Origin of the sequence: Cyclobacterium amurskyense (assembly GCF_001050135.1) — a bacterium.
GTDB classification, from domain to species: Bacteria; Bacteroidota; Bacteroidia; order Cytophagales; family Cyclobacteriaceae; genus Cyclobacterium; species Cyclobacterium amurskyense.
The window spans coordinates 5,340,105-5,360,557 of the sequence record NZ_CP012040.1; the positions used below are offsets into that span (position 1 = coordinate 5,340,105).

Annotated in this window: 15 protein-coding genes; 4 read left to right on the plus strand and 11 right to left on the minus strand. The window is 37.4% G+C overall.

Translation table 11 applies throughout. The features are described 5' to 3' along the window. Positions 1–30 precede the first annotated feature (30 nt). Genes CA2015_RS21380 through CA2015_RS21390 form a run of 3 tightly spaced genes read left to right on the plus strand, consistent with a single transcriptional unit; the run spans position 31 to position 4,495 of the window. Complete coding sequence (locus CA2015_RS21380) at positions 31–1,767, plus strand: N-acetylmuramidase domain-containing protein (RefSeq protein ID WP_048643738.1); 1,737 nt, start codon at positions 31–33, stop codon at positions 1,765–1,767. After that, positions 1,755–2,378: a DUF4230 domain-containing protein gene (locus CA2015_RS21385; protein WP_048643739.1), complete on the plus strand. Its 624-nt coding sequence runs from the start codon at positions 1,755–1,757 to the stop codon at positions 2,376–2,378. Before CA2015_RS21380 ends, CA2015_RS21385 begins: the two co-directional genes overlap by 13 nt. Then, positions 2,375–4,495 (plus strand): DUF4230 domain-containing protein, encoded by a 2,121-nt coding sequence (locus CA2015_RS21390; RefSeq protein ID WP_157470569.1) that lies wholly within the window; start codon positions 2,375–2,377, stop codon positions 4,493–4,495. The genes CA2015_RS21385 and CA2015_RS21390 overlap by 4 nt, the downstream gene beginning before the upstream one ends. 329 nt (positions 4,496–4,824) lie before the next feature. Here the strand turns inward: CA2015_RS21390 and CA2015_RS21395 are convergent, their stop codons facing one another. From CA2015_RS21395 to CA2015_RS21440, 10 genes are all read right to left on the minus strand, one after another. Continuing rightward, entirely contained in the window at positions 4,825–7,164 is a 2,340-nt protein-coding gene (locus CA2015_RS21395) for a GMC family oxidoreductase N-terminal domain-containing protein (RefSeq protein WP_048643741.1), read from the minus strand. Next, positions 7,148–8,890, minus strand: a complete 1,743-nt coding sequence (locus tag CA2015_RS21400; RefSeq protein WP_048643742.1) for a metallophosphoesterase — start codon at positions 8,888–8,890, stop codon at positions 7,148–7,150. The genes CA2015_RS21395 and CA2015_RS21400 overlap by 17 nt, the downstream gene beginning before the upstream one ends. A gap of 3 nt (positions 8,891–8,893) precedes the next feature. Beyond that, positions 8,894–10,324 carry a patatin-like phospholipase family protein gene (locus tag CA2015_RS24465; RefSeq protein ID WP_053086728.1) on the minus strand — a complete coding sequence of 477 codons (1,431 nt, stop codon included), beginning with the start codon at positions 10,322–10,324 and terminating at the stop codon, positions 8,894–8,896. Positions 10,325–10,411: 87 nt separating this feature from the next. Next, positions 10,412–10,825 carry a hypothetical protein gene (locus tag CA2015_RS21410; protein ID WP_048643743.1) on the minus strand — a complete coding sequence of 138 codons (414 nt, stop codon included), beginning with the start codon at positions 10,823–10,825 and terminating at the stop codon, positions 10,412–10,414. Further along, the gene (locus CA2015_RS21415; protein WP_048643744.1) at positions 10,818–11,315 is read right to left on the minus strand and encodes a hypothetical protein; all 498 of its coding nucleotides are present in this window, start codon (positions 11,313–11,315) and stop codon (positions 10,818–10,820) included. Before CA2015_RS21415 ends, CA2015_RS21410 begins: the two co-directional genes overlap by 8 nt. 14 nt (positions 11,316–11,329) lie before the next feature. After that, entirely contained in the window at positions 11,330–12,214 is an 885-nt protein-coding gene (locus CA2015_RS21420) for an acetoacetate decarboxylase family protein (protein WP_048643745.1), read from the minus strand. Between the two features lie 9 nt (positions 12,215–12,223). Continuing rightward, positions 12,224–13,237, minus strand: coding sequence for an alpha/beta fold hydrolase (locus CA2015_RS21425; RefSeq protein ID WP_048643746.1), 1,014 nt, complete (start codon positions 13,235–13,237; stop codon positions 12,224–12,226). 659 nt (positions 13,238–13,896) lie between these two features. Further along, positions 13,897–16,410, minus strand: coding sequence for a replication restart helicase PriA (gene priA / locus CA2015_RS21430; protein WP_048643747.1), 2,514 nt, complete (start codon positions 16,408–16,410; stop codon positions 13,897–13,899). Positions 16,411–16,422: 12 nt separating this feature from the next. Further along, complete coding sequence (locus tag CA2015_RS21435; RefSeq protein ID WP_048643748.1) at positions 16,423–18,453, minus strand: thioredoxin domain-containing protein; 2,031 nt, start codon at positions 18,451–18,453, stop codon at positions 16,423–16,425. A gap of 19 nt (positions 18,454–18,472) precedes the next feature. Continuing rightward, the gene (locus tag CA2015_RS21440) at positions 18,473–19,456 is read right to left on the minus strand and encodes a GSCFA domain-containing protein (RefSeq protein ID WP_084011935.1); all 984 of its coding nucleotides are present in this window, start codon (positions 19,454–19,456) and stop codon (positions 18,473–18,475) included. Between the two features lie 233 nt (positions 19,457–19,689). On the opposite strand from CA2015_RS21440, the gene CA2015_RS21445 reads away from it, so the two are divergent. After that, entirely contained in the window at positions 19,690–19,938 is a 249-nt protein-coding gene (locus CA2015_RS21445) for a hypothetical protein (RefSeq protein ID WP_048643750.1), read from the plus strand. Positions 19,939–19,988: 50 nt separating this feature from the next. Here CA2015_RS21445 and rplI read toward each other — a convergent pair whose 3' ends face one another. Beyond that, entirely contained in the window at positions 19,989–20,432 is a 444-nt protein-coding gene (gene rplI, locus CA2015_RS21450) for a 50S ribosomal protein L9 (RefSeq protein ID WP_048643751.1), read from the minus strand. Between the last annotated feature and the right edge of the window lie 21 nt (positions 20,433–20,453).

Below are 20,453 nucleotides of genomic sequence, written 5' to 3' on the forward strand. Positions count from 1 at the left end.
TAATTTAGAGACCTCAGACCGAAACACTCCATGGAAAATGCCACTTCAACCCCTGAAAACTTGAAAAAAAAGCCCAAATTAATTTCAGAACGCAATTATATTTTTATTCATATTGCTGCGATATTGATCATAATGTTAGCCTCATTGATCTTCATTGTGCCCGGCATGGAATCTACCAACCATACATTTGCCAATGGATTCGTCATAATTGTTGCCTTGAGTTTTATATACGGATTGGTAGCAAGGCATATCAGTCCGAAGGTTAAGGACAGAAACCCAAATTTCAATCCCTATCACACCTTTTTCTTTAGAGGGACCGTTATTCTCTCTATTATTCTGGTCATTTTTGCGGTCCTTGGAGCGCTCTTTGTATATGTAGAGCATGACAACCTCTTCCAGGCCATAGGGCTTGCCACAACTGTTATATGGATCGCATTGTTTCTGATATACTTTATGTGGTCAGTTTACCATTACAATATTAATTACGGACTTACGGACCAGGATTGGCAGCGTATCTATGATTTCAGGGATATGCACAGCAAAGGCATACCCGTTAAACCATCAGATTTGGAAATGCCGGAATACAATCCATATAAAAGTCAAACTTTTGGTTTACCTCCTGGAACAGTAAGAGGTATGATTGCATTTACGCTTTTAATGGGAGGCATGTCTCTCTTGATCGTCAGCTTTGGCACACAGTACACAGGAGTAGATGCAGCTTTATTAAGCCAGCAGTTTGAATTCTTTGAAACCGCCTTCTTAATGATGATTGCCTTTTATTTTGGAGATAAGTCTTTGAAGTATTTACGGGAAAGATGGACACCTAAACAAGCCGGTAATCAAGACAGCAGCAATGCACAGCCAGGAAATGGCGCATCTGCTACCACCAATCAAATAAGCAATACGTCTAGACCTATGGACAATATGGAAATTGACAATGCCTTTTTTGAAATGGAGGACAGAAATTTTTCCATTGAAAATGGGCTTAAGGTTGAGGAAATGCCAGCAGCTACGCAGCAAAGGGCTATTCTATCAACCTCTTTTGAAACCCAGCCTGAGTTGAGTTTACATAGGGAAGAGTATGTTCAGATAAAGGACAATACCAATAGCAAATTGCTTAGCGACATGGACATCAGAATAGCGCTAGATGAACTCGAAGAAAAGGACAACATAAAGGTAAGTTTACCTGTGATAAAGGCAATTGTGAAAGTTGAATCTGCTGGCCGGGGTCACCTTAGCGATGGAAGAGCAAAGATTTTGTTTGAAGGCCATAAATTCTGGTATTGGCTAAAAAAATTCAACAAAGATCCAAAAGCATTGAGTGTAGGCAATGAGGATATTATTTATGAAAAATGGACAAGGTCACATTACAGGGTTGGTATTAAGGAATATGATCGTTTAGAAAAGGCACGGAAAATTGACCCAAAAGCAGCTGTTTATGCATCTTCATGGGGACTTTTTCAGATTTTAGGTGAAAACCTAGAGCATAATATTAAATCCCGAAATTACCAGGGATTTGAAGACTTTGAATCCAAGCAACATGAATCAGAATATTTTCATTTTCTAGACTTTCTTGCCTTTATAAAAATAAAAAAGGTTCGTGGAAAAACCCTGATAAATTATATTTCTGAAGAAAACGAGGGAAATTATGATTGGGAATCTTTTGCCTATGGCTATAATGGAAGTGGCTATAAGGCCAATGAATACCATATTAAGATGAAGCATTTCTATGAGCAATTCAAAAATGAGCAAACATGGACAGCTTAAAAAAGCGATTGCTTTATATAACCGTCATTGTCACCATAATCCTCTCGGCTACGGCTTGCAAAAAGGATGACAGGGGCTTGGTCATTGGCAAGATCCAAAGGGCAAGTGATCTTGTTGTAACAGAATTTGTGGTGGACAAAGTAGTGTTTGGCAGAAAGGAAAAGAACATACTCTTTGTACCTGTCAATGAAGCCTCATTTTTGGCCTATTCAAGGGCCAAAATTAAAACCGGCTTAAACTTAGAACGACTAAAAGAAGAAGACATAATTATTGACGGGAATAAAATAACCCTTCACTTACCCACTATAGAAGTAATAAATTTTTCTTATCCCCCAGAGGATTTTGTTGAAGATTCATTGGTTTCCAACCCAAAGCGCTTCTTAAACTCAATCAATCTTGAAGATCAGGAGACCTATTTCCGACTAGCGGAAATGGACATTCGGGATCAACTTCCCTATATGGGCTTGGTTGAGACGAGTCAAAATCATGCACGTAAATTAATGTTTACCTTATTGAAAAGTTTCGCCTTTGATGAAATTTTTATCCATTTTAAAAGTGATTCATTGAAAATAAGACAAATCAAACTTCCCGACAATTCTTTAAATCCATGATACGTCAAATCCTAGGTAGTGCACGTCTGATAATTCAAATACTGCTGGTTGTGGCTGCAGTAATTTTGATTTACTCGTGGAATCCAATGAACGTTTTTGGAGGCAAGGCCGAATTGAAACCAACTGCAAATATGGTTTCAGAAATAAGGGAAATCGGAGAAATGATCACCGCTGAATACTATGGTGAGGTATTGACTTCCATTGATGAAGTTCAAATTGATTTTCAAAAAGAACCCGAAATCGCTCAACTGGCAGAGGCAACCTACGATAAAATAGCTGAAGAAATAATAAACCTCAGGAATTTTCACACACTGACTTTGGAACAGCGGCAAGAGATTGGTGATCCGGAAAAAAAACTTAAAAGAAGGGATAGAAAAAAACTATTAGTAGATAAAGTTGGGAAGAGTAATGTCCTTGAAAAACTTAAGCACTTGGGTGATTGGGAACAAACAAGCAGATTGGTCTTCTTTGATGAGATAATGACTTATATCTATCTGAAACAAAAAACCAAATCAGATGTAATTACAGAGCCATTGAGCGAAAATAGGCTTAGAAAAACATTAGAAAATTGGCATGAGTCTGAAGGTGATAATTCATGGAACGCTGAGTCCTTTACTAAAGATTATTTTGCGAGTAAATTGTCAGACAGACCACGTAAAGAAGCTAGGAAAAAATTGGCCATGATTGGTAGAGGAACCGTTAAGGCGGGATTTGATTTTGAAGGTTTACAAAGCCATATGTATTACCTAAATGAGGAAGTTGGAGAGTTACACATCTTCGGTTTAGCTCCTAAAATTCTGAATGCAGACATTAATCCATGGTTTATTCCTGAAAAAGGAGTGCCCGGTTTCGATTTACTGACTTACAATGGCAAGGTTGATTTTAAAGACAGTAGAAAAGTTAAAATTTATGCTGTCCAAAAACTTAAAACCAATGCTATAAAGGCTGGTATAATTGAACAGGCTGAATTAAATGGAGGTCAAACCATCAGTCGACTTATTAACTTACTTACCGAGGTGGAGGTCAAAAAAGTCATTTTTCACCATGATGAACTCATTGATTTAACCAAGGAAATACTGGAAGATCGCTTCATAAGTTTCGAAGAGGCCTCTTTATTTGAATACCACATCAAAGCTGAAATAGATAAAATCGACTCCTTAAAACTAGCAACCGAAGACCGATACAATAATCGAAAATTAGCGGAAACAAAGTGGAACACCTTGGTACAAATGCTTAAGCAATTACAAACTTGTGAATTTGAGTCTCAAAGTCCGCTATACAATAACTATTCAACTTTATGGTACAGTATTCGAGAAGATGGCGTAATTGACAAGGAAGAATGGTTAAGCATTAATGCCCAAATTGGCCATAAGACAACTAAACAAGAACAAATAGAGCAACTTTGGGTAGAAAATGACACTTTACAGTTAAAATCTCAATTCAATGAGGGTCTTTATTATCTTTTTAAAGATTCCATTCCAATAGGTCAGTACATTGCTGATACTTTACCTTTAGCTGAATGGAATGAAAAAATCGCAAATGATACAATGCTCTCTGTAAAAGAAATCACCTTTTTGTCTGAAGATACGATAGCCTATCAATACTTTGATCTGGATAATGAAAGAAGGCAAGAACTATTACATAGGATAGGTCTGGAGAAATTCCAACCTCAAGATTGGCAAGAGTGGATTGCAAATAAAGAAAGTGTCCAAAAAATTACTAAAGCAGATACCATAAAAGTTCTTAAAGCCCATCCTTCCCAGTTTTGGGTGGTCAATAAAAACGAACCTGAGCAAATATTTAAGATTAATATTCCGTTGGAAAATTTAACCTATCCCCTCTTATTAGGGTTACAGGAGAACAAGAATGGCAAAACGAACCTGGAAATTGGGAATCTCATTATTTTCAAATCATCGAATAATTATTTGAAAGAAATTGATAATCCGAATCATTCAAGCGATTTGTCTCAAGATCAGCTTAAAACACTTGAAACCCATTTAATTAAACTGTATACAGAATATAATGCCTACCATAACCGAGATTTTCTAACAAAGGCCAATCGATGGTTTACAAGTAAAATGGAAAGCAAATCTGGTATTCTAGACAAATTCAAATAATAGTAAGCCATCTACTCGCCTCCAAATGAGATGATACAAAGTCCTTCTCTAATGTCTCCTTCTAACTAGGGTGAAATAGGATTTCTCCATCCTGACATAAGTCATGGGTAAAGCCTGTCCCCTGTTTATGGGAAGCGACTTCAGCCCATTATAGATTGTCTATTGCCTATTTCGGGTTATAATTGGTATAAAGCAGGGCTTAAGACTGATAGAGAAGTAATGTAATCACAAAAAAAATAGAACCGTATTGGACTTCACTATAGAGATACTAAAATGAAGTCCAATACAGCAAAATTGAATAAGCCTATTAATGAAAGATAGAGGCCTATTTAAAGTTTAAAATAAGTTTCGAACACATTTCCAGCAAAGAATTTACCGAAAGTCCCGATCGCTCTTCGCCCCTCCTCTTTACTTGTTGGATGCAGGGCTTTAACAGTCCTTAATTGCTTGAGAAGGTCCGTCACTTTTATTACCAATTTCCCTTTACCGAGAATGATTCCATCAGTTGTAGTTCCTTTGTATAAAGTAATGAAAAGTGTAGTAGTATCCTTCCAGGCATCTACCACAATATCATTTTTAATTTCTTTAAATCCGTCGAAATAATATTCCTGTCCTGTAGGGCTTATGAGTTGTGCGCTATAATTCATGCGCTTCTTTTTTTCATCACCTTCATCCTGAACAAACAAATTAAACACTCCATTGTAAGCGGAGAGTGGCTCCTGACTAATTGAAGGAGCAATCATATTCCCTATCATCTTACCAGCATGGGACGCATCAGCCACGAAAGCATCAATATCATCAGTTTGTATGGTTAGGGTAAACTCAAAAGTATTGTTCTCTAACTTCCCTATTTCGAATCCTTTTTCATAATCCACTGATTCACCTAATCCTATATATCCTTTCATGGTTTCGGTAAATTGCACTCCAGTTCCGGAGACCTGTTCTCCTACAGAATTGGGAGCAGTTTCATAACCATAGCTCAGATTTAATCCTTTTTCCTCAGCAATAAGCTTACAGCTCCTCTCTGCCAAGGCACTTATGGTTAAGAGTGGGTTAGTGCCCACCGGTCGAGGGATAATTGCCCCATCCAGAATGTACAAGCCTTCGTGAAGTGTGTTGCCATTTTCGCCGTCAAAGACTTGTCCTTTATGGTCCACAACCCCTTTATCAGCGCTATCCCCCATGCCACATCCACCCAGAGGGTGAACAGTTACTAGGTCATAGTTCATCAAGTTGTTCCAAGTTGGGTTGGGTATTTTTGTACCGCCAAGAGCCTGTGTGGCACTGAACATTTCTCCGTTTACCTTATTAAAAATCTCTTGTTTGCCTACACCTTCCCAGTTGAGTGACATTTTGCCCTCCTGATCCATTTTCATAGTTCCATTTCCATCATCATGGGTCATGACAAGGTAAATTTGTGTATGGGCAACCGCTCCATGAAAAGCCCCAAGAAACAAGCTTCTAAATTCTCTGTATTTTTCTTTGAAATAGTCTTTTATCCCTCTGTCTGTATCTTTACCAGCCAACCTTGAAAAGGCAATCAATGCTTTGGGCATAAGACTCCTTATCGGTCCGGGAACAGTACCCTCTTCCAAGGTCATGCCATCTTCTAGGTCCTCTCGCTCCCGAAGATCAATAACACTGGTTATACAGGGGCCTACGTTAGCAATACTATCAGTACCTTTTTTTCCTAAGCCAATCCCGTTGATTCTTTCATCATTATTATAGCCAAAACCCAACACATCGCCATTTCCTGTGAACCGCATCCCCAATCTTTTGGAAACTTTCAATCCCATTTTTGCTGAACGAAACAATATTTCAGTGGAGCCCAAAGAACCGGCACTGAGGATCACATTTTTTGCTTTAATAAACAAAAGCGGTGCATCAAAATTATCTCTACCTATGCCTATTGGGTGGTAAAACACTTGCCAGTACGCTTGAAACTTTTTGACGTACCTGACATTTATTGAGGTGAAAATTTCAGCCCCATGATTGTAAGCATCAGGCAGGTAATTCATTGCCGTAGTATTTTTTGCTCCCACGTTACAACCTGTTACACAGTCCCCACAGTTGGTGCACTTTGCTTGTTTGACACCGACATGGTTGGTTTTATTTTCGAAATTCACATTGATATCCAGAAGTCGAAATGGTGCGGACATATAATCAGCAGATTTCCGCATGGCTTCGGTTTTTTTGAGTATTGGGTAGCCCCCCTTATTTTCTGGATAAGGATTGGGTTTAAGCATGTCCCAGGCTCTGTTTACTCCCTCCTCAAAAGAAGCCAGGTCTTGCCTAATCGCCTCGGGCCACATTTTGTCCTGCATTACCCGTTCTTCTGGCTTAATAGATACGTTTGCATTTACCAAAGAGGTCCCTCCCAGGCCACAGCCTTTGAATACATTAATACCATTCCCCATAGTGAATTCATACAGCCCATTGTTTTCAAGACTGGAAGATTTTCCACGGACAAAATTCATTTCTTTCGAAGCGTCCAATAAGGTGTCAGGGAATTCTCCGGGTAAAAATTCTTTTCCTTTTTCCAACAGGCAAACAGATTGTCCCGTTCGGCCCATCCTTGATGCAGCGATACTACCACCATATCCTGACCCTATGACTACAAAATCATATTCAGGCTTAATGCTGGTTAGGGGTTTAGCTAGTTTCTTCATTTTTTATAAATATAGGATCCTCTATCAGTTCATAATTAATTGGCCCACCTTCAAATCGTGGATTATCATTAATGCTAAACTCTTTCCAATTGGTAACCACTTTCTTCACTCCAATGGGGTAAATGGTAAGTCCCTCCTTGTTAACTGAAATTCGCAAAAAGTTTTTATATCCCTCCCATCTATAAGAAGAGGAAGCTTCTGTTATGTGGTTCTTCAACAGCACAATGCTAATTGTCAAATAAAGACCGAAAATAAAGCTACTAATTAAGCCTCCAACAAGCACCATTTCAGCAAAAAACAACAATACTTGCCCTCCTTCATTGACATTATTTATCCACGGAATATTATTTAGGTTATTATAGGAAAAAAGCCAAAGGAGAAAATAAAAATTGACCAACTGCAATAGCCCATGAATACCACCAGCAATATAATTGAGCTTTTTCTTTCCAGAACTAGTATCTGTGAACAATACTATTCCTATTAACAATAAAAGGTTAAGAAATAAAGCTGAAGGAAAGTGAAACAAAGTATTTGTAATTATTCCCAGTATTTCTGATAATTCACCCTTAAACAAATTGTGTTTTGCCAGGCTTTCCATTATTGTGGAATCATTAGATAACTTCGTTTGAAGTATCCACGTAGTAAAGACATGGTAAATACCGAAGAACAGGAGCATTGTACGGCTAAAGAAAGGAAAGAGTAGGTTCAACAAACTTAATTTGACTGAACTTTCCTTTGGTGGGTAGGTCTTTTTTAGTTCGGCCTTTCTTTCATGAATTCCTTTTAATTCTTCCTTTAAGGTATGCGTAGGATGCATAAAGGCACCTCCTCCTCCTGCGGTTATAAATTGAGAAGGTCGAGAATCATCCTTTACCGTTTCGTACCTTGCATAATGGTGCAAATCCCCTGTTAAAATTGCTTCTATACTTATGTTCTTGTTTTTTTCTTTATAGTCTTCATCCTTTTTACCATAAAGAACCTTATCAATAAAAAATTGCAGCCGATCAAAGGAATCATTTTTTATATCGAATGATTTATAAACCCAGGACGGTTCGGATGTACATAATATGATCTTACTATTGGGTTTAAAATATTCTTTAGCTATTTCTTTAAAATAGCATATTTGAGGAAAATCAATGTCTGCGTTCAGCTGTATATCAATTGCTATCACCCAATAATCATAGGGCAATTTGAGCGCAAAATAACTTCTATGTTGTTGTGTTTTCCAATTCCCTAGGGAACGCTTTTGGGTGAAAAGTCTTAAAAAATTGGTTAACCCATCGTACCAATCATGGTTTCCAGGAATAGCAAAAACATCTGGTCTGTTCTTATCATTTTCATTTTTAGGAAAAGCAGCGGTGTAAGGACCTCTCAGTCTATTGTCATACTCAATGTTCTCTGGAGTAGGATAAACTTCGTCTCCACCCATAAGTAGAATATCTCCTCTTTTTAGTGATTTTCCTCGAAGTGAAAGTTCCTCTCTGGCCAACAATTGGGCCATAGTAAAAGTGGAATTAAAACCATCTCCGAGGTCTGAAATATAATCTAACCACAATTCTTCGTTTTGAGAATAATCAAAGGGCTTACAATCTTGATCGAGTGCGGCCTGAAGCTCTCTTCTGTCTGCAAAATTACCAAAAACCGAAGACAACACTGTTTTGACACTCGTGAAAGCCAACTGCTTTGGGTCATACCAATTGACCATTGGTTTTCTCTCAAACTTCATTTTTTATAATTTTTTTACCATTTCAAACTTAAATCCAATACCTCCATTTGAACCATTTTTCTTTTTGGCTAAACTTAGGGCTACTCCTTTTAACCTTGATACAAAGGTTTGGTGGAGTTTTCCTTCCATAAAAGTTTTTTCAGGTCCTTCTTGACTTGAATAAACTTTAATGTCAACCGATTTAAAAGCAAGCCCCATTAACCAAGACCAAGGACTTGCGCATCGCAAATCAGCTTTTAACAAATAGGCCTTTTCATCGTAGATCATATTGGTTTCAATCTCTATCAATGTTTCAGCAGAAGCTTTTCCATTCACTGTAACCTTGGTAAGCCCACCAATTACTTCTTGTCCAATAGCCCTCAAATAAAAACTAGAAAAAGCTTCAATACTTTCCACTCCATCCACTATGGTTTTGCGCAGAAAAATATAAAAATCCACCTGATGCTTTTTGTCCCTTTGCACAAGCTTTCCTGAGAACTTCATAGGCAGGCAAAGGTAATCTCCCGAATCAGAGGTCTGTGTAGCCCTAAAATCAAGAGAATCCCCATTTTCAGGTTTCTCCCTTAGGTAATTCTTGGTATCTTGGTATCCCATATTTATAAGGGACCTTGCTGTTATTTTCTTAAGAAACAATTCAGGATCAAGTGGTAAAGGCAATTTTGGTTTTACAATAAATACCTGAATTGGTCTAGTCTGACCATAGGGAGAATTCCCAAGTGCAATTAGTTTATTTATCCATTTAATTTGCTCAAACTCTTCAAACAAAGCACCATTGGCACTCATTTCAATTGAGTGAACATATTGATTTAGAGATCCCGGCAGGTAGGATGGGTAATTACCTATTCCCCATATCAACCAAATATCCTCAACCCCTCTTTTAACTGCTTCCAATAAGTTGGCATCCTTGACCCAAACCGCATCAATAAACCAGTCGTTTCCGACTTTTAGAGCAGGCATCAATATGGGTAAGGAAACACCTGCCAACAAATGGTTTTCTTCAAGCTGCTCGCTGGAAATGGTACTGACTCTTTTTTGAGTGAAATTACAAACTGAAAAAGTAATGGGTAAGCCTAGTGAATTGATTTTAGACACATTAACCTCAAAATGAGGTAAAACCTTGTCTCTTATTCCATCAGCATCCCCAAAAGCCTTGAGTCTCCAAGGAGTGAAATATTCTTTTAGCTTTACAAAGGAGGTGAAATAATTAAAGTTTAAGGATTTCCATTTTTCTACAATCTTACCTACTGAATGGCCTGAAGCCAACATGGCTGCATTAAAAATACCCCCTGAAGCTCCATCAGCATGAGAGAAGCTTAGCCCCTCTTCTTCCATTGCTTTCATTACACCAGCTTGATAAGCAACACGCATTCCCCCTCCCGCAAGTATTAATGCACGATTAGGTAGCTCTTTATTTTGTTGCTTTTCAATTAACATGCTGCTTGTTTCGTTTGTATTGGAGCTAATTTGACTACTAAATTCAGTAATGAATTAATAATAATGCGTACTGTAACAAACAGTCCTTTAGGTATTAGAAGTATTGAGCACTCTCAAATAGATAAAGAAAACCACTCCTGAAAAAAGATCAAAAATGGCTACTGACATGGCTAGAATAGAGAACAAACCGTTGAAAACGCCAATGGTTACAGCTATAAATGCTCCAAATTTCTGCAAGGCTGACCATAACATCACTTGCTTATTCGTCACCGAACTGTAAACGGCATGCAATACCATCCCTCCAAAGAGTGCCATAAACATACCTACTATGGCAAAGAAATGTGCTGATGAGGGCGTGGCTACCTCCTTACCAATAAAACCAAGCATAAAAGAAGGAGCGATCATTTGAACCAGGCCAGAGACTAAAGTTATGAAAGCTATTAATACCACCAGTAATTCTGTGTAGCGAGCTGATAAACCAAATATTTTTTTATCATCCATTGTATTGGTGTTTCTGCTTGGCTTTAGCAATAAAGAAATACATCGTAATTAGCCACATTACTGTTAGAATAATCCATCGAATATCATTAAGCCACATCCACTCCGAAAGCAATGCCTGTAGCGTTCCCTCATCCGTAAGTCCGGCTTTAAATTGATTGTTAACATCTTCTATATAGAGTTGTTGCACCAATACAGGAGCCAAAAGACCTGGAATCCAGGCTAGAGGCACCCATCTGAGTCCTGTCTTCCATTCCGTAATGAGCATTATTACGAGGGCAATTGCCATTATAGGAATAGAAATAAAGAAAAACTTTGTGGCAAGGTCTGTTTGAGGAATTATAGCATCATAATAATTGGAGAGGTTTAAGGTTTTTGGATAATTTGGAAACCAGAAGTAATGCAATGACCAGAACATTCCCAAATAGATGGATGCACAGAAGAAAATGTAGGCATTGTTTATATCTAATAAGGTTTTTTTTAGTGGACTCATTTTATAAATAAATTTTAGATACGATACTTTTCATAATCGGTAATAGATGGATCAGGCAACCAGTCTTCTGAATAACCAAGCGGATAAACAGACTCTAAACCTTCAGGCATTTCCTCAGGTGGTTCATCATAGGTCATAAACCAAGATTCAAAATGATCATCCAGTATCCCGTTGGTTTTAGGCATAAAGGTGGTAAAAAATGGATCTGGATTAATATCGATATTTTTCAAAGGGGCAACCTTAGGATGGTCACCTATAAATAGACTTCCTTTGGCCTTTCCAAAAAGATTAATCCCTGCTTTTGATTCAAAATAAATATAAGAAGCCATCAACATGTTTCTAAACCTACAATAATTGGTAGCCCCAACCTTGAGCTTTATGGAGGGTGATTTGGGTTTGTTGATTTCTATTCTGAAGGCAAACTGCCCATCCTTTTCGTATTGGCTAGTTACCTTATCCTCTGTAACTTTAAAATCCAAGTTGGCTTTGTGCTTGGGCATACCCCAGATACCTTTACCACCTTTTACAGATATTTCACTGCTGACCGGTAGGTCCAAGATATATTGACCTGTTCCGTAATGACCCAATAACAAGGTATTTAAAATTCTAGGTGCAGGTTTGGCTCCATGGGTACAGGCGATGGCTATACTGTATTCGATGTATTTACCTATACTGGTGTCAAGGTAATTAATGATGGTAATCATCAGTGCAGCGCGGCCATTTGGCAATTTCATGGCATGAATCTCATTTCCTGGCAAAAGTGCATTGGCTTTCTCCCAGTCGCAGGAAAAACCAGCCATTAAAGCTGGAGATTGGGAAGAACTTACAGGCATGGTATAGGGTATGCCATCTACGAGAGCATACCTACCAGTGTAATTTTTAATTCTTTTCGGTGGCATAATTGTTTATCATCCAAGTTCTAGTTCATTAATCATTTTAGGGAATACATCTTTGTGCGCATTTTTCCCAAAAAACACATCCAAGTGACTATAATCCTCAAGTAGATACAGCTTGTGCAATCCTGGTTGTAATTTATTGAGGTACTCAAAGGTATTTTCCTGACTTTTGGGTAAAAAACATTTATTTTTCTTCCCGGCAAACAATACAAACCTTGCCGATGTCATTGGGGCCACTTCTGTATAATCTTCTCCATCTTTATCATTTCGAACAAGGGCGCCATTACTAACACATTTTTGAATGTGGGAGAAAAAGGACAATGGAACATGAGCAAACTCATATTGTATCCACTCTTTTGTTTTATCGTCAATATTATCAAGTTCCCATAAGGCCGGATATCCTGAACCATAAGTAAAACTCACCATTTTGCCTACCAAGGAATCTTTTTCCCAATGCGTCGCTTTTACGACCTTTAAAATCAACCTTGATTTAAAATCAGGAGCTCTTAAACCCCATTGAGGATCCAAATACCTGAAAAACCTACTTACCAAAGGGACCAACAATTTCAGCTTTATACTAGAATTAAAGGGCACTATGGGATGTAATGAAACTGCATTGCTGATAATTAGCTTCACCTCAGGAATAAGCCCAAGAATCGAAGAAATCATAAAACTGGTACTCCCCTGACAATGAATGATTGCCATTATCTCTTTTGATCCTGTACGTTCCACAATTTTCCTTACAGCTGCAGGATGATCAAATTGAGCCACCTGATCCAGATTCCACTCATTTGGTTCAAAATGAATACTTCCCCGCCAATTTTCTAACCATACATCATAACCAGCCTCTGCAAGTGCATGAATGATATTATTACTTGATGGAGGATTAAATATATTACTACTTACCCCCGCTCCATGCACCAATAATACTGGCCCTTTTGTGGTTGTAGGGGCTATTAGATGCTTCAAGTCACACTGGAAGCCATCTAAAGATTCAAAGGGTATAGTTTCAAAATAATGACTCATTTATTAAATTTTCCTTTCCTAAATTTAACAAAATAAAATTAATATCAAATGGCAATTCTACAATAATAGAGCTAATAAACCCCATAAAAATACTATTGAAACAATCTTTCTAAGGTTTTAAACAGAAAAACCATGAATTAAAAATATAGGGCAAAATCAATCCAATACTGAAGGTCTTAATAGCTGGCAAAAAAGTTGTTAACCTAGCCGAAGTGGAGGAGAAAAATGAGGTATAAAAATTACAATAGGCCATATTGCCCAGATTTTCATTCCTACTTTATCCCGGATTATGTAATAGAATTTCTTCGCCCTGACGATAGTCAGGGGTGATGCCTGTCCCGTGTTTACGGGAAGTGTTGCAATCACAAGACAATCAGGCTGTTTGGAGATTTAGCATAGCACCGCTATGGTGAAATTGAAAACAGCAACGAAGTGGCTGATTTTAAAGCGATTTCAGCACCTAATAGAATGTCTATTGCATATTTCGGGTTTATCAAAGAATGAAATCTGTACCCATCGATTAAAGTGCACTATTGCCCCTAAGAGCTTAGCTGAAATAATGCAATACAGATATCCATTTCGCTATAAAAGAACAAGGAATTACATAAAATCAGTCTGCTAGGAAGTTTAATAAGGCTCCCCTCTGAAGCAATCCAAATTTAAAAAGGATCCACATCCACTAAAAACCTAACTGAACGAAAGCGTTTGTCTGATTGCAGGTCTGAAATGGAACGGGTCATCTCCTGTTTAAAACGCACTTGTGCATTGGTGCTTTTTTCGAGTTTGATCCAGATTTCAAAAAGATATAAGTTTTTAATCTTACCTATTAATGCTTTTTCCGGACCTAGAATTATCTTCCTTCCTTCAATGTCTGAAAGTAAATTTTTTAATTGAACAGATGCAGTTTCTGCTGTCTTAAAGTCTTTATGCTTGACTACGATCTTGATATTCTTGACAAAAGGAGGATAATAAAACTGCTTCCGTTCTCCCATCTCCTGTCGATAAAATTCAGCGTAATCACCACTTATTATCTGATTGAAAATCAATTGATCAGGTCGTCTTGTTTGAATAATTACATTACCTGTTTTATTTCTCCTACCAGCCCTTCCAGCCACTTGTGTAATTTGTTGAAAAGCCCTTTCTCCTGAGCGGAAATCTGGGTAAAACAAAATTCGATCAGCATCAACAATTCCTACCAGAGACACCCTATCAAAATCCAGACCTTTGGTAATCATCTGGGTTCCTACCAAAATATCCACATTTCCAGATCCGAATTCTTCTAAAATCTTTTGGTACCCATATTTACTTCGGGTAGTGTCCAAATCCATTCTTAAAATTCGGGCTTCAGGAAAAAGTAATGAGAGATTTTCTTCAATCCTTTCCGTTCCTGAACCTACGGTTGTAATCTTATCACTACCACAGGCATGGCATTTTTTTGGAACAACATCTTTAAACCCACAATAGTGACATCTCAATTCTTCCTGAAATTGGTGGTAAGTTAAACTGACATCACAGTGTTCGCATTCAGGAATCCAACCACATTCATCACAGGAAATATATGGGGCATAGCCTCTCCTATTTTGAAATATTAATACTTGTTCCTGATTGTTTAGGGCCTCTTGGATTTTCTCTCTCAGAAGTCTGGTAAAGTCTAATTTAAGCAGGTTTTTCTTTTTGTCCTTTAAAATGTCTGCCAAATGAAAATGAGGCAATTCCGCATTGCCATAACGTTTATCCATTTTCACATAGCCATACTTATCATTTTGAACATTAGAAAAGGTCTCAAAAGCTGGGGTAGCTGTTCCTAAGACCGTTTTGGCTTGGTGTAGATATGCCATCATGATTGCAGCATCTCTTGCATGAAACCTTGGCGCAGGGTCATACTGTTTATAGGAAGGTTCATGTTCTTCATCTACAATGACCAAACCCAAGCTATCGAAAGGTAAGAATAAAGAAGATCTGACTCCTATAATGAAATTGTACTTCCCTGAAATCACTCCTTGCCACACTTCTACACGTTCATTGTCTGAATATTTAGAGTGAAAAATACCCATTTTATCACCAAAAACTTTCTGTAGCCGAGAAACCAAATGAGTAGTAAGTGCAATTTCAGGAAGCAGCAATAATACCTGTGAACCACTTTCCAGGACCTCCATTATTAGCTTAATGTAAATCTCTGTTTTACCAGATCCTGTAATACCATGAAGTAAAACTGTGGATTTACTGTTAAATTCATTTTGCACCGCATCATACGCTTCCTTTTGATCATCAGAAAGTAGAATTGGATTTTCATCAATATTAATTGGGTCAAAACGACTTATTTTTACCTTGAAGCTTTCCAATACCTTATTTTTAATAAGGGTATCAATGGAAGAAGGAGAACAACCTGCATCGGTCAAAATCTTTTTGGCCAGTCCTTGTTTGTTTAGCTCACTTTTCTGGTAAATAGGAACTTGTTGTAAATATTTGAGAAGCACATTCTCTTGCTTTACTTTCCCTTTTATTCCATCAAAAAGTTCATTTAGCTTATCCGATGCAGTAATGTATTCTTGAGCTAGCCTCACCCTAAGTTCTATCTTTGGGCTGTATTTCTCTTTAACAGATTCATAAACCAAGATGGCTTTCTTAGCAAGAAGACTTTTAATCAACTTGTGAAGGTCTTTCACTGGAACCAGGGTATCCAGTTGATCCACATTCATTTCCTCCTTCTTTTCCAAAGCCTCCAATATCAGCATTTCCCTGTCATCCATAGGATAATCTGGATTGTCCAAGTCAAAATCAGGATGCATTTGAATCTTACTCTCAGTAGATAGCTTTAAACCACTGGGTAAAGCGGCATTCATCACTTCTCCTAAATGACAACAATAATAGCTGGCCAGCCAAGCCCAAAATTTGATTTGCAAGGCGTTTACTATGGGGAAATCATCTAATAAATCAAGTATAGCTTTGGCCTGATAAGCCTCAGGCGCTTTTTGATGAACCTTGGCAACAATACCAGTTAAAATCCTTTTCCTACCGAATTGTACCATCACACGATAGCCAATGCCAATTTCATCCTGAATCTCAGGCCCCACACTATAAGTAAAAGTTTGAGGAATAGGTACAGGCAAAATAATGTCCGCAAACAGATTTTTGCTTGTTAAGGGGTAGTTATTTCCAAAGAGATCATCCACTGTAAATCTATTTTATTTGGTTTTGCTCAAAAATGGAAGTTGACTTACTGCCTCCTCTATGGTCTCTACAGGTTGCTTGCATGACTTATTAAAGCAGACATACAATATTGTCTTTTCAGTTGACTTACCAGCTAAAATTGGTACTTCTTCAGTATTGACTGTAGTAGCAGCTATGACCATATTGGGATGATAATCAGCCTGGAGTGAAAGTCCCACTCTATTTGCCTCTTTTCCTGTAATGGCTATTTCCGCTGTAGGAACCGATTTTTCTAAAAAAAAGTTTGCCCAATTGGCTAGAAAATCCGGTTCTTTGATCACCATCTCACGAACCAATTGCAACATGCTTTCTGCTTGACAAAGGTAAGTATCATTGTATAAGTACAGACCTAATTGATGTAGGTTTCTTGCCATTACCGAGTTAGAAGCAGGAAGAACATTGTCAAAAACCTCTTTCTTATCAGCTATCAATTTTTCAGTTTTAGGATCATTAAAGAAAAACATTCCATCCCTTTCATCAAGAAAATTATCCATGACCCTTTCAGTCAACAATTTCGCTCTATTTAACCATAATGGTGAAAAAGAAATTTTATAGAGAGAGATAAAAGATTGAATAACAGCAGCATAATCTTCAAGAAAGGCAGGCGTATAAGCTTCATTATCTTTAAAATTCCTATAAAGTACATTGTCATGGACCATTTGGTTCCAAATAAAATTTCCAGTCTCTAAAGCCGAGCGCTTATAACCTTCATCACCAATTGCTAAATAAGCTTTGCATAAACCGTCAATGACTAATCCATTCCATCCGCTTATGATTTTATCATCCAATCCGGGCCTAACTCTGGAAGATCTGTTTTCAAAGAGCTTTTCCTTGACTTCTTTTAGTTTTCCTTCAAATGTATCCAAGGTTAAACCATGATTTTGAGCAACTTCTGAATAAGTTAAGTTCTGAAAAAGGATATTCACACCATCTTCCCAATTCCCCTCCTCTTTTATACCGTATAGTGACCCAAACCAATCCAAATCAAGGCCCAGTAGCTCTTTGAGTTCCTTATAAGTCCAGGTATAAAATTTTCCTTCTGCCCCATCGCTATCTGCATCTAGTGCAGAATAGAAGCCCATTTCTGCACTACGCATTTCACCATGTAACCAGTTAACCGTTTCTACAATCTTTTCCTTAAAGAAAGAATCTCTACTGTATTGTAAGGCTTTGCTGTATAGACCAAGTAATTGACCATTGTCATAAAGCATCTTTTCAAAATGGGGTGCAAACCATTCTCCATCTACACTGTACCGGCAAAATCCCCCACCCAGGTGGTCATAAATGCCTCCCATTCCTATTTTTTTCAGGGTGAAACAAACCTGTTCTCCTATATGCTTTTGTTCATCCAAAATGGCCATGTCCAGTAAGAAGTTCCATATAACAGGCATTGGGAATTTAGGAACCCTTTTCATACCTCCCCATTCCGTATCTACCCCTTTTAATAAATTCCTGGCCATTGCTCTTACGTTTTCAGGGGTAAATTCTCCTTCCTCCCTCTTTAAGCCATATTTTTCAATAACTGACCTATCAATGCTCCTACCAAAACCTTCGGCACTTTTCACCAATTCTTCATACTGCTTTTCAAATGCCTGAGCCACTCCTGCCAATACTTTCATCCATTGGTTTTTAGGGAAATAAGTACCTCCATAAAAAGGTTTTTGATCAGGCATTAAAAAAACGTTCAAAGGCCATCCACCTTGTAAACCCATTATTTGGACTGCCTCCATGTAAATATTATCCAAATCAGGCCTTTCTTCTCTATCAATCTTGATACAAATAAAATTGGCATTCATTAGATCCGCTACCTCCATGTCTTCAAAGCTCTCTTTTTCCATGACATGGCACCAGTGGCAAGCAGAATAACCGATACTTACCAATATAGGCTTGTTCTCAGCTTTTGCTTTGGCCAAGGCCTCCTCTGACCAAGGATGCCACTGTACCGGATTATGGGCATGTTGCTGTAAGTACAAACTTTTACTCGCTATCAGTTTATTGCCTTTCATATCCACAGGGTCAATTGGTTTAAAATAATTTCAACTGATCACTTATAGCTTGTTTTTCATTTGTAAAATCAAGTTCAGCAGGCATCAAAGAGATCAACTCTTGAAGCTTGCAAAGAAACTGATAGTGGGCCTGTGACTGAGGATTAAAGGGTCTATGGCTGAGATTTTTTTGTATTTGATCTATATGTTGGATCAAATCAATGGTTTCTGAATCGAAAAATGCCCCAGAAAATTCATTCCATATATAGTCTTCCGCCATAGAGTTGGGATGAATCATGTCTTCCTTATAAAATCGATAATCCCTCAAATCATCCATCATTATCTCATAGGCTGGGAAATAATAAATAGTTGGATACTTTGAGACAATCTGATGACAGAAAACATTTAACAGGCTTTTACTCAACTGATTTTCTGGTATCCCATCTTTTATGTGTCTCACAGGACTAACCGTCAAAACCAGCTGTATATTGGGGTTTACAGCTATAAGTTTTTGATAAAACTCATTAAAACTATACCTCATCTCCTCCAGGCCAAGTATACTTTTAGAAAAGTTTCGTTGAGCTTGCTTGTGGCAATTGGCCACAATCCTTTCATTTTCTATGAGGCGATAAACGAAAGCCGTACCAAAGGTTATAAATAGATGAGTAGCTTTTTCAAGGCTCTCTTTGACCTTTATTTTGGTGTTTTCAATTTTATCTGAAAGATCCTTTATGGAAGATCCATTGAATGAGGAATGCAATTGATAATGAAAAAAATTATCATGCCGGTTTAGGTACAATTCTGGGTCAGCCGGTTTTGATTCCAGTGAATTCAATAATAAACTGAAAATAGAATGAGGGTTAAAAGTTGTTCCAAAGGGATTTGTCAAAGTGTTGAATTTACTATGTGTTAACCTTTCACCTACTACTTCAGAAAAACAAGAGCCAATAGTTACCATTCTGGACGAATGGTTTATTTTTTTATCGCATTCCTTAAATTGGAAAGTAGTTCTAAAACTTTTCATTTTCAAATTCTCCTTACTAAAATACCCTATACTCCTTAACAATATAAAGGAACAAATTAATGAAAATATGAGGGATAAAGGCGGTAAAAAGAGAGTAAATTTAAATTTATGTAATTCACAAATCTCAGCTAGATTTTATACATTAATTAAATTTTAATCAATATTATTTAAATATTTAATAATTATTGATAATATTGTTGCATTATTCACTTCAACCTTAATAGAAATAGAGTATGGAATCAGCATTATTAGAAAAATCTGTTGAAAACGCCATTGCCAAACTAAGCAAATTAACAATCAATGAAGGATTAACAGCTGAATTGGAATGGTGTTTGGGAAGTTATCGATTTGACAACAATCCTGAAGGATTAAAAATGAAATCTAAGCTAGCTTTGGAGCTTTTGAAGGAGACCAAAGAAAAAAGCAGTCGATCCGTATCCAAAAAATTAATAACGGATTTGGAAAAAGCCATTGTAAACTAAAAAAGCCAGGATAAACCTGGCTTTTTTTTATTCAAATGCAATATTGATAACTATTCAGCTACAACTACGAATTTAACGTTAGTTTTCACTTCTCTGTGTAAATCAATTTCAGCTTCGTATTCACCTGAAGTAGATACCGGCTGATTGATAGAGATCTTCTTACGATCAATATCTATGCTTTTCTCTGCCAAAGCATCAGAAAGCTGTAAAGTAGTAACTTTTCCAAAAATCTTTCCAGAATCGCCTATTTTAGCTTTGATTTCCAAAGTGATGCTTTCTAATTTAGCTGCAACAGCTTCGGCTTCAGTTTTGATTTTTTCTGCTTTGTGGGCTGCTTGCTTAATGTTTTCCTGCAAGATCTTCTTATTAGAAGAAGTGGCAAGTAAAGCGAAGCCCTGAGGGATTAGATAATTACGTCCATAACCAGGTTTAACAGCTACCAAGTCATTTTTATATCCAAGTCCTTTTATATCCGTTTTTAAGATAACTTCCATTGTTGTTATAATTTATTAGGT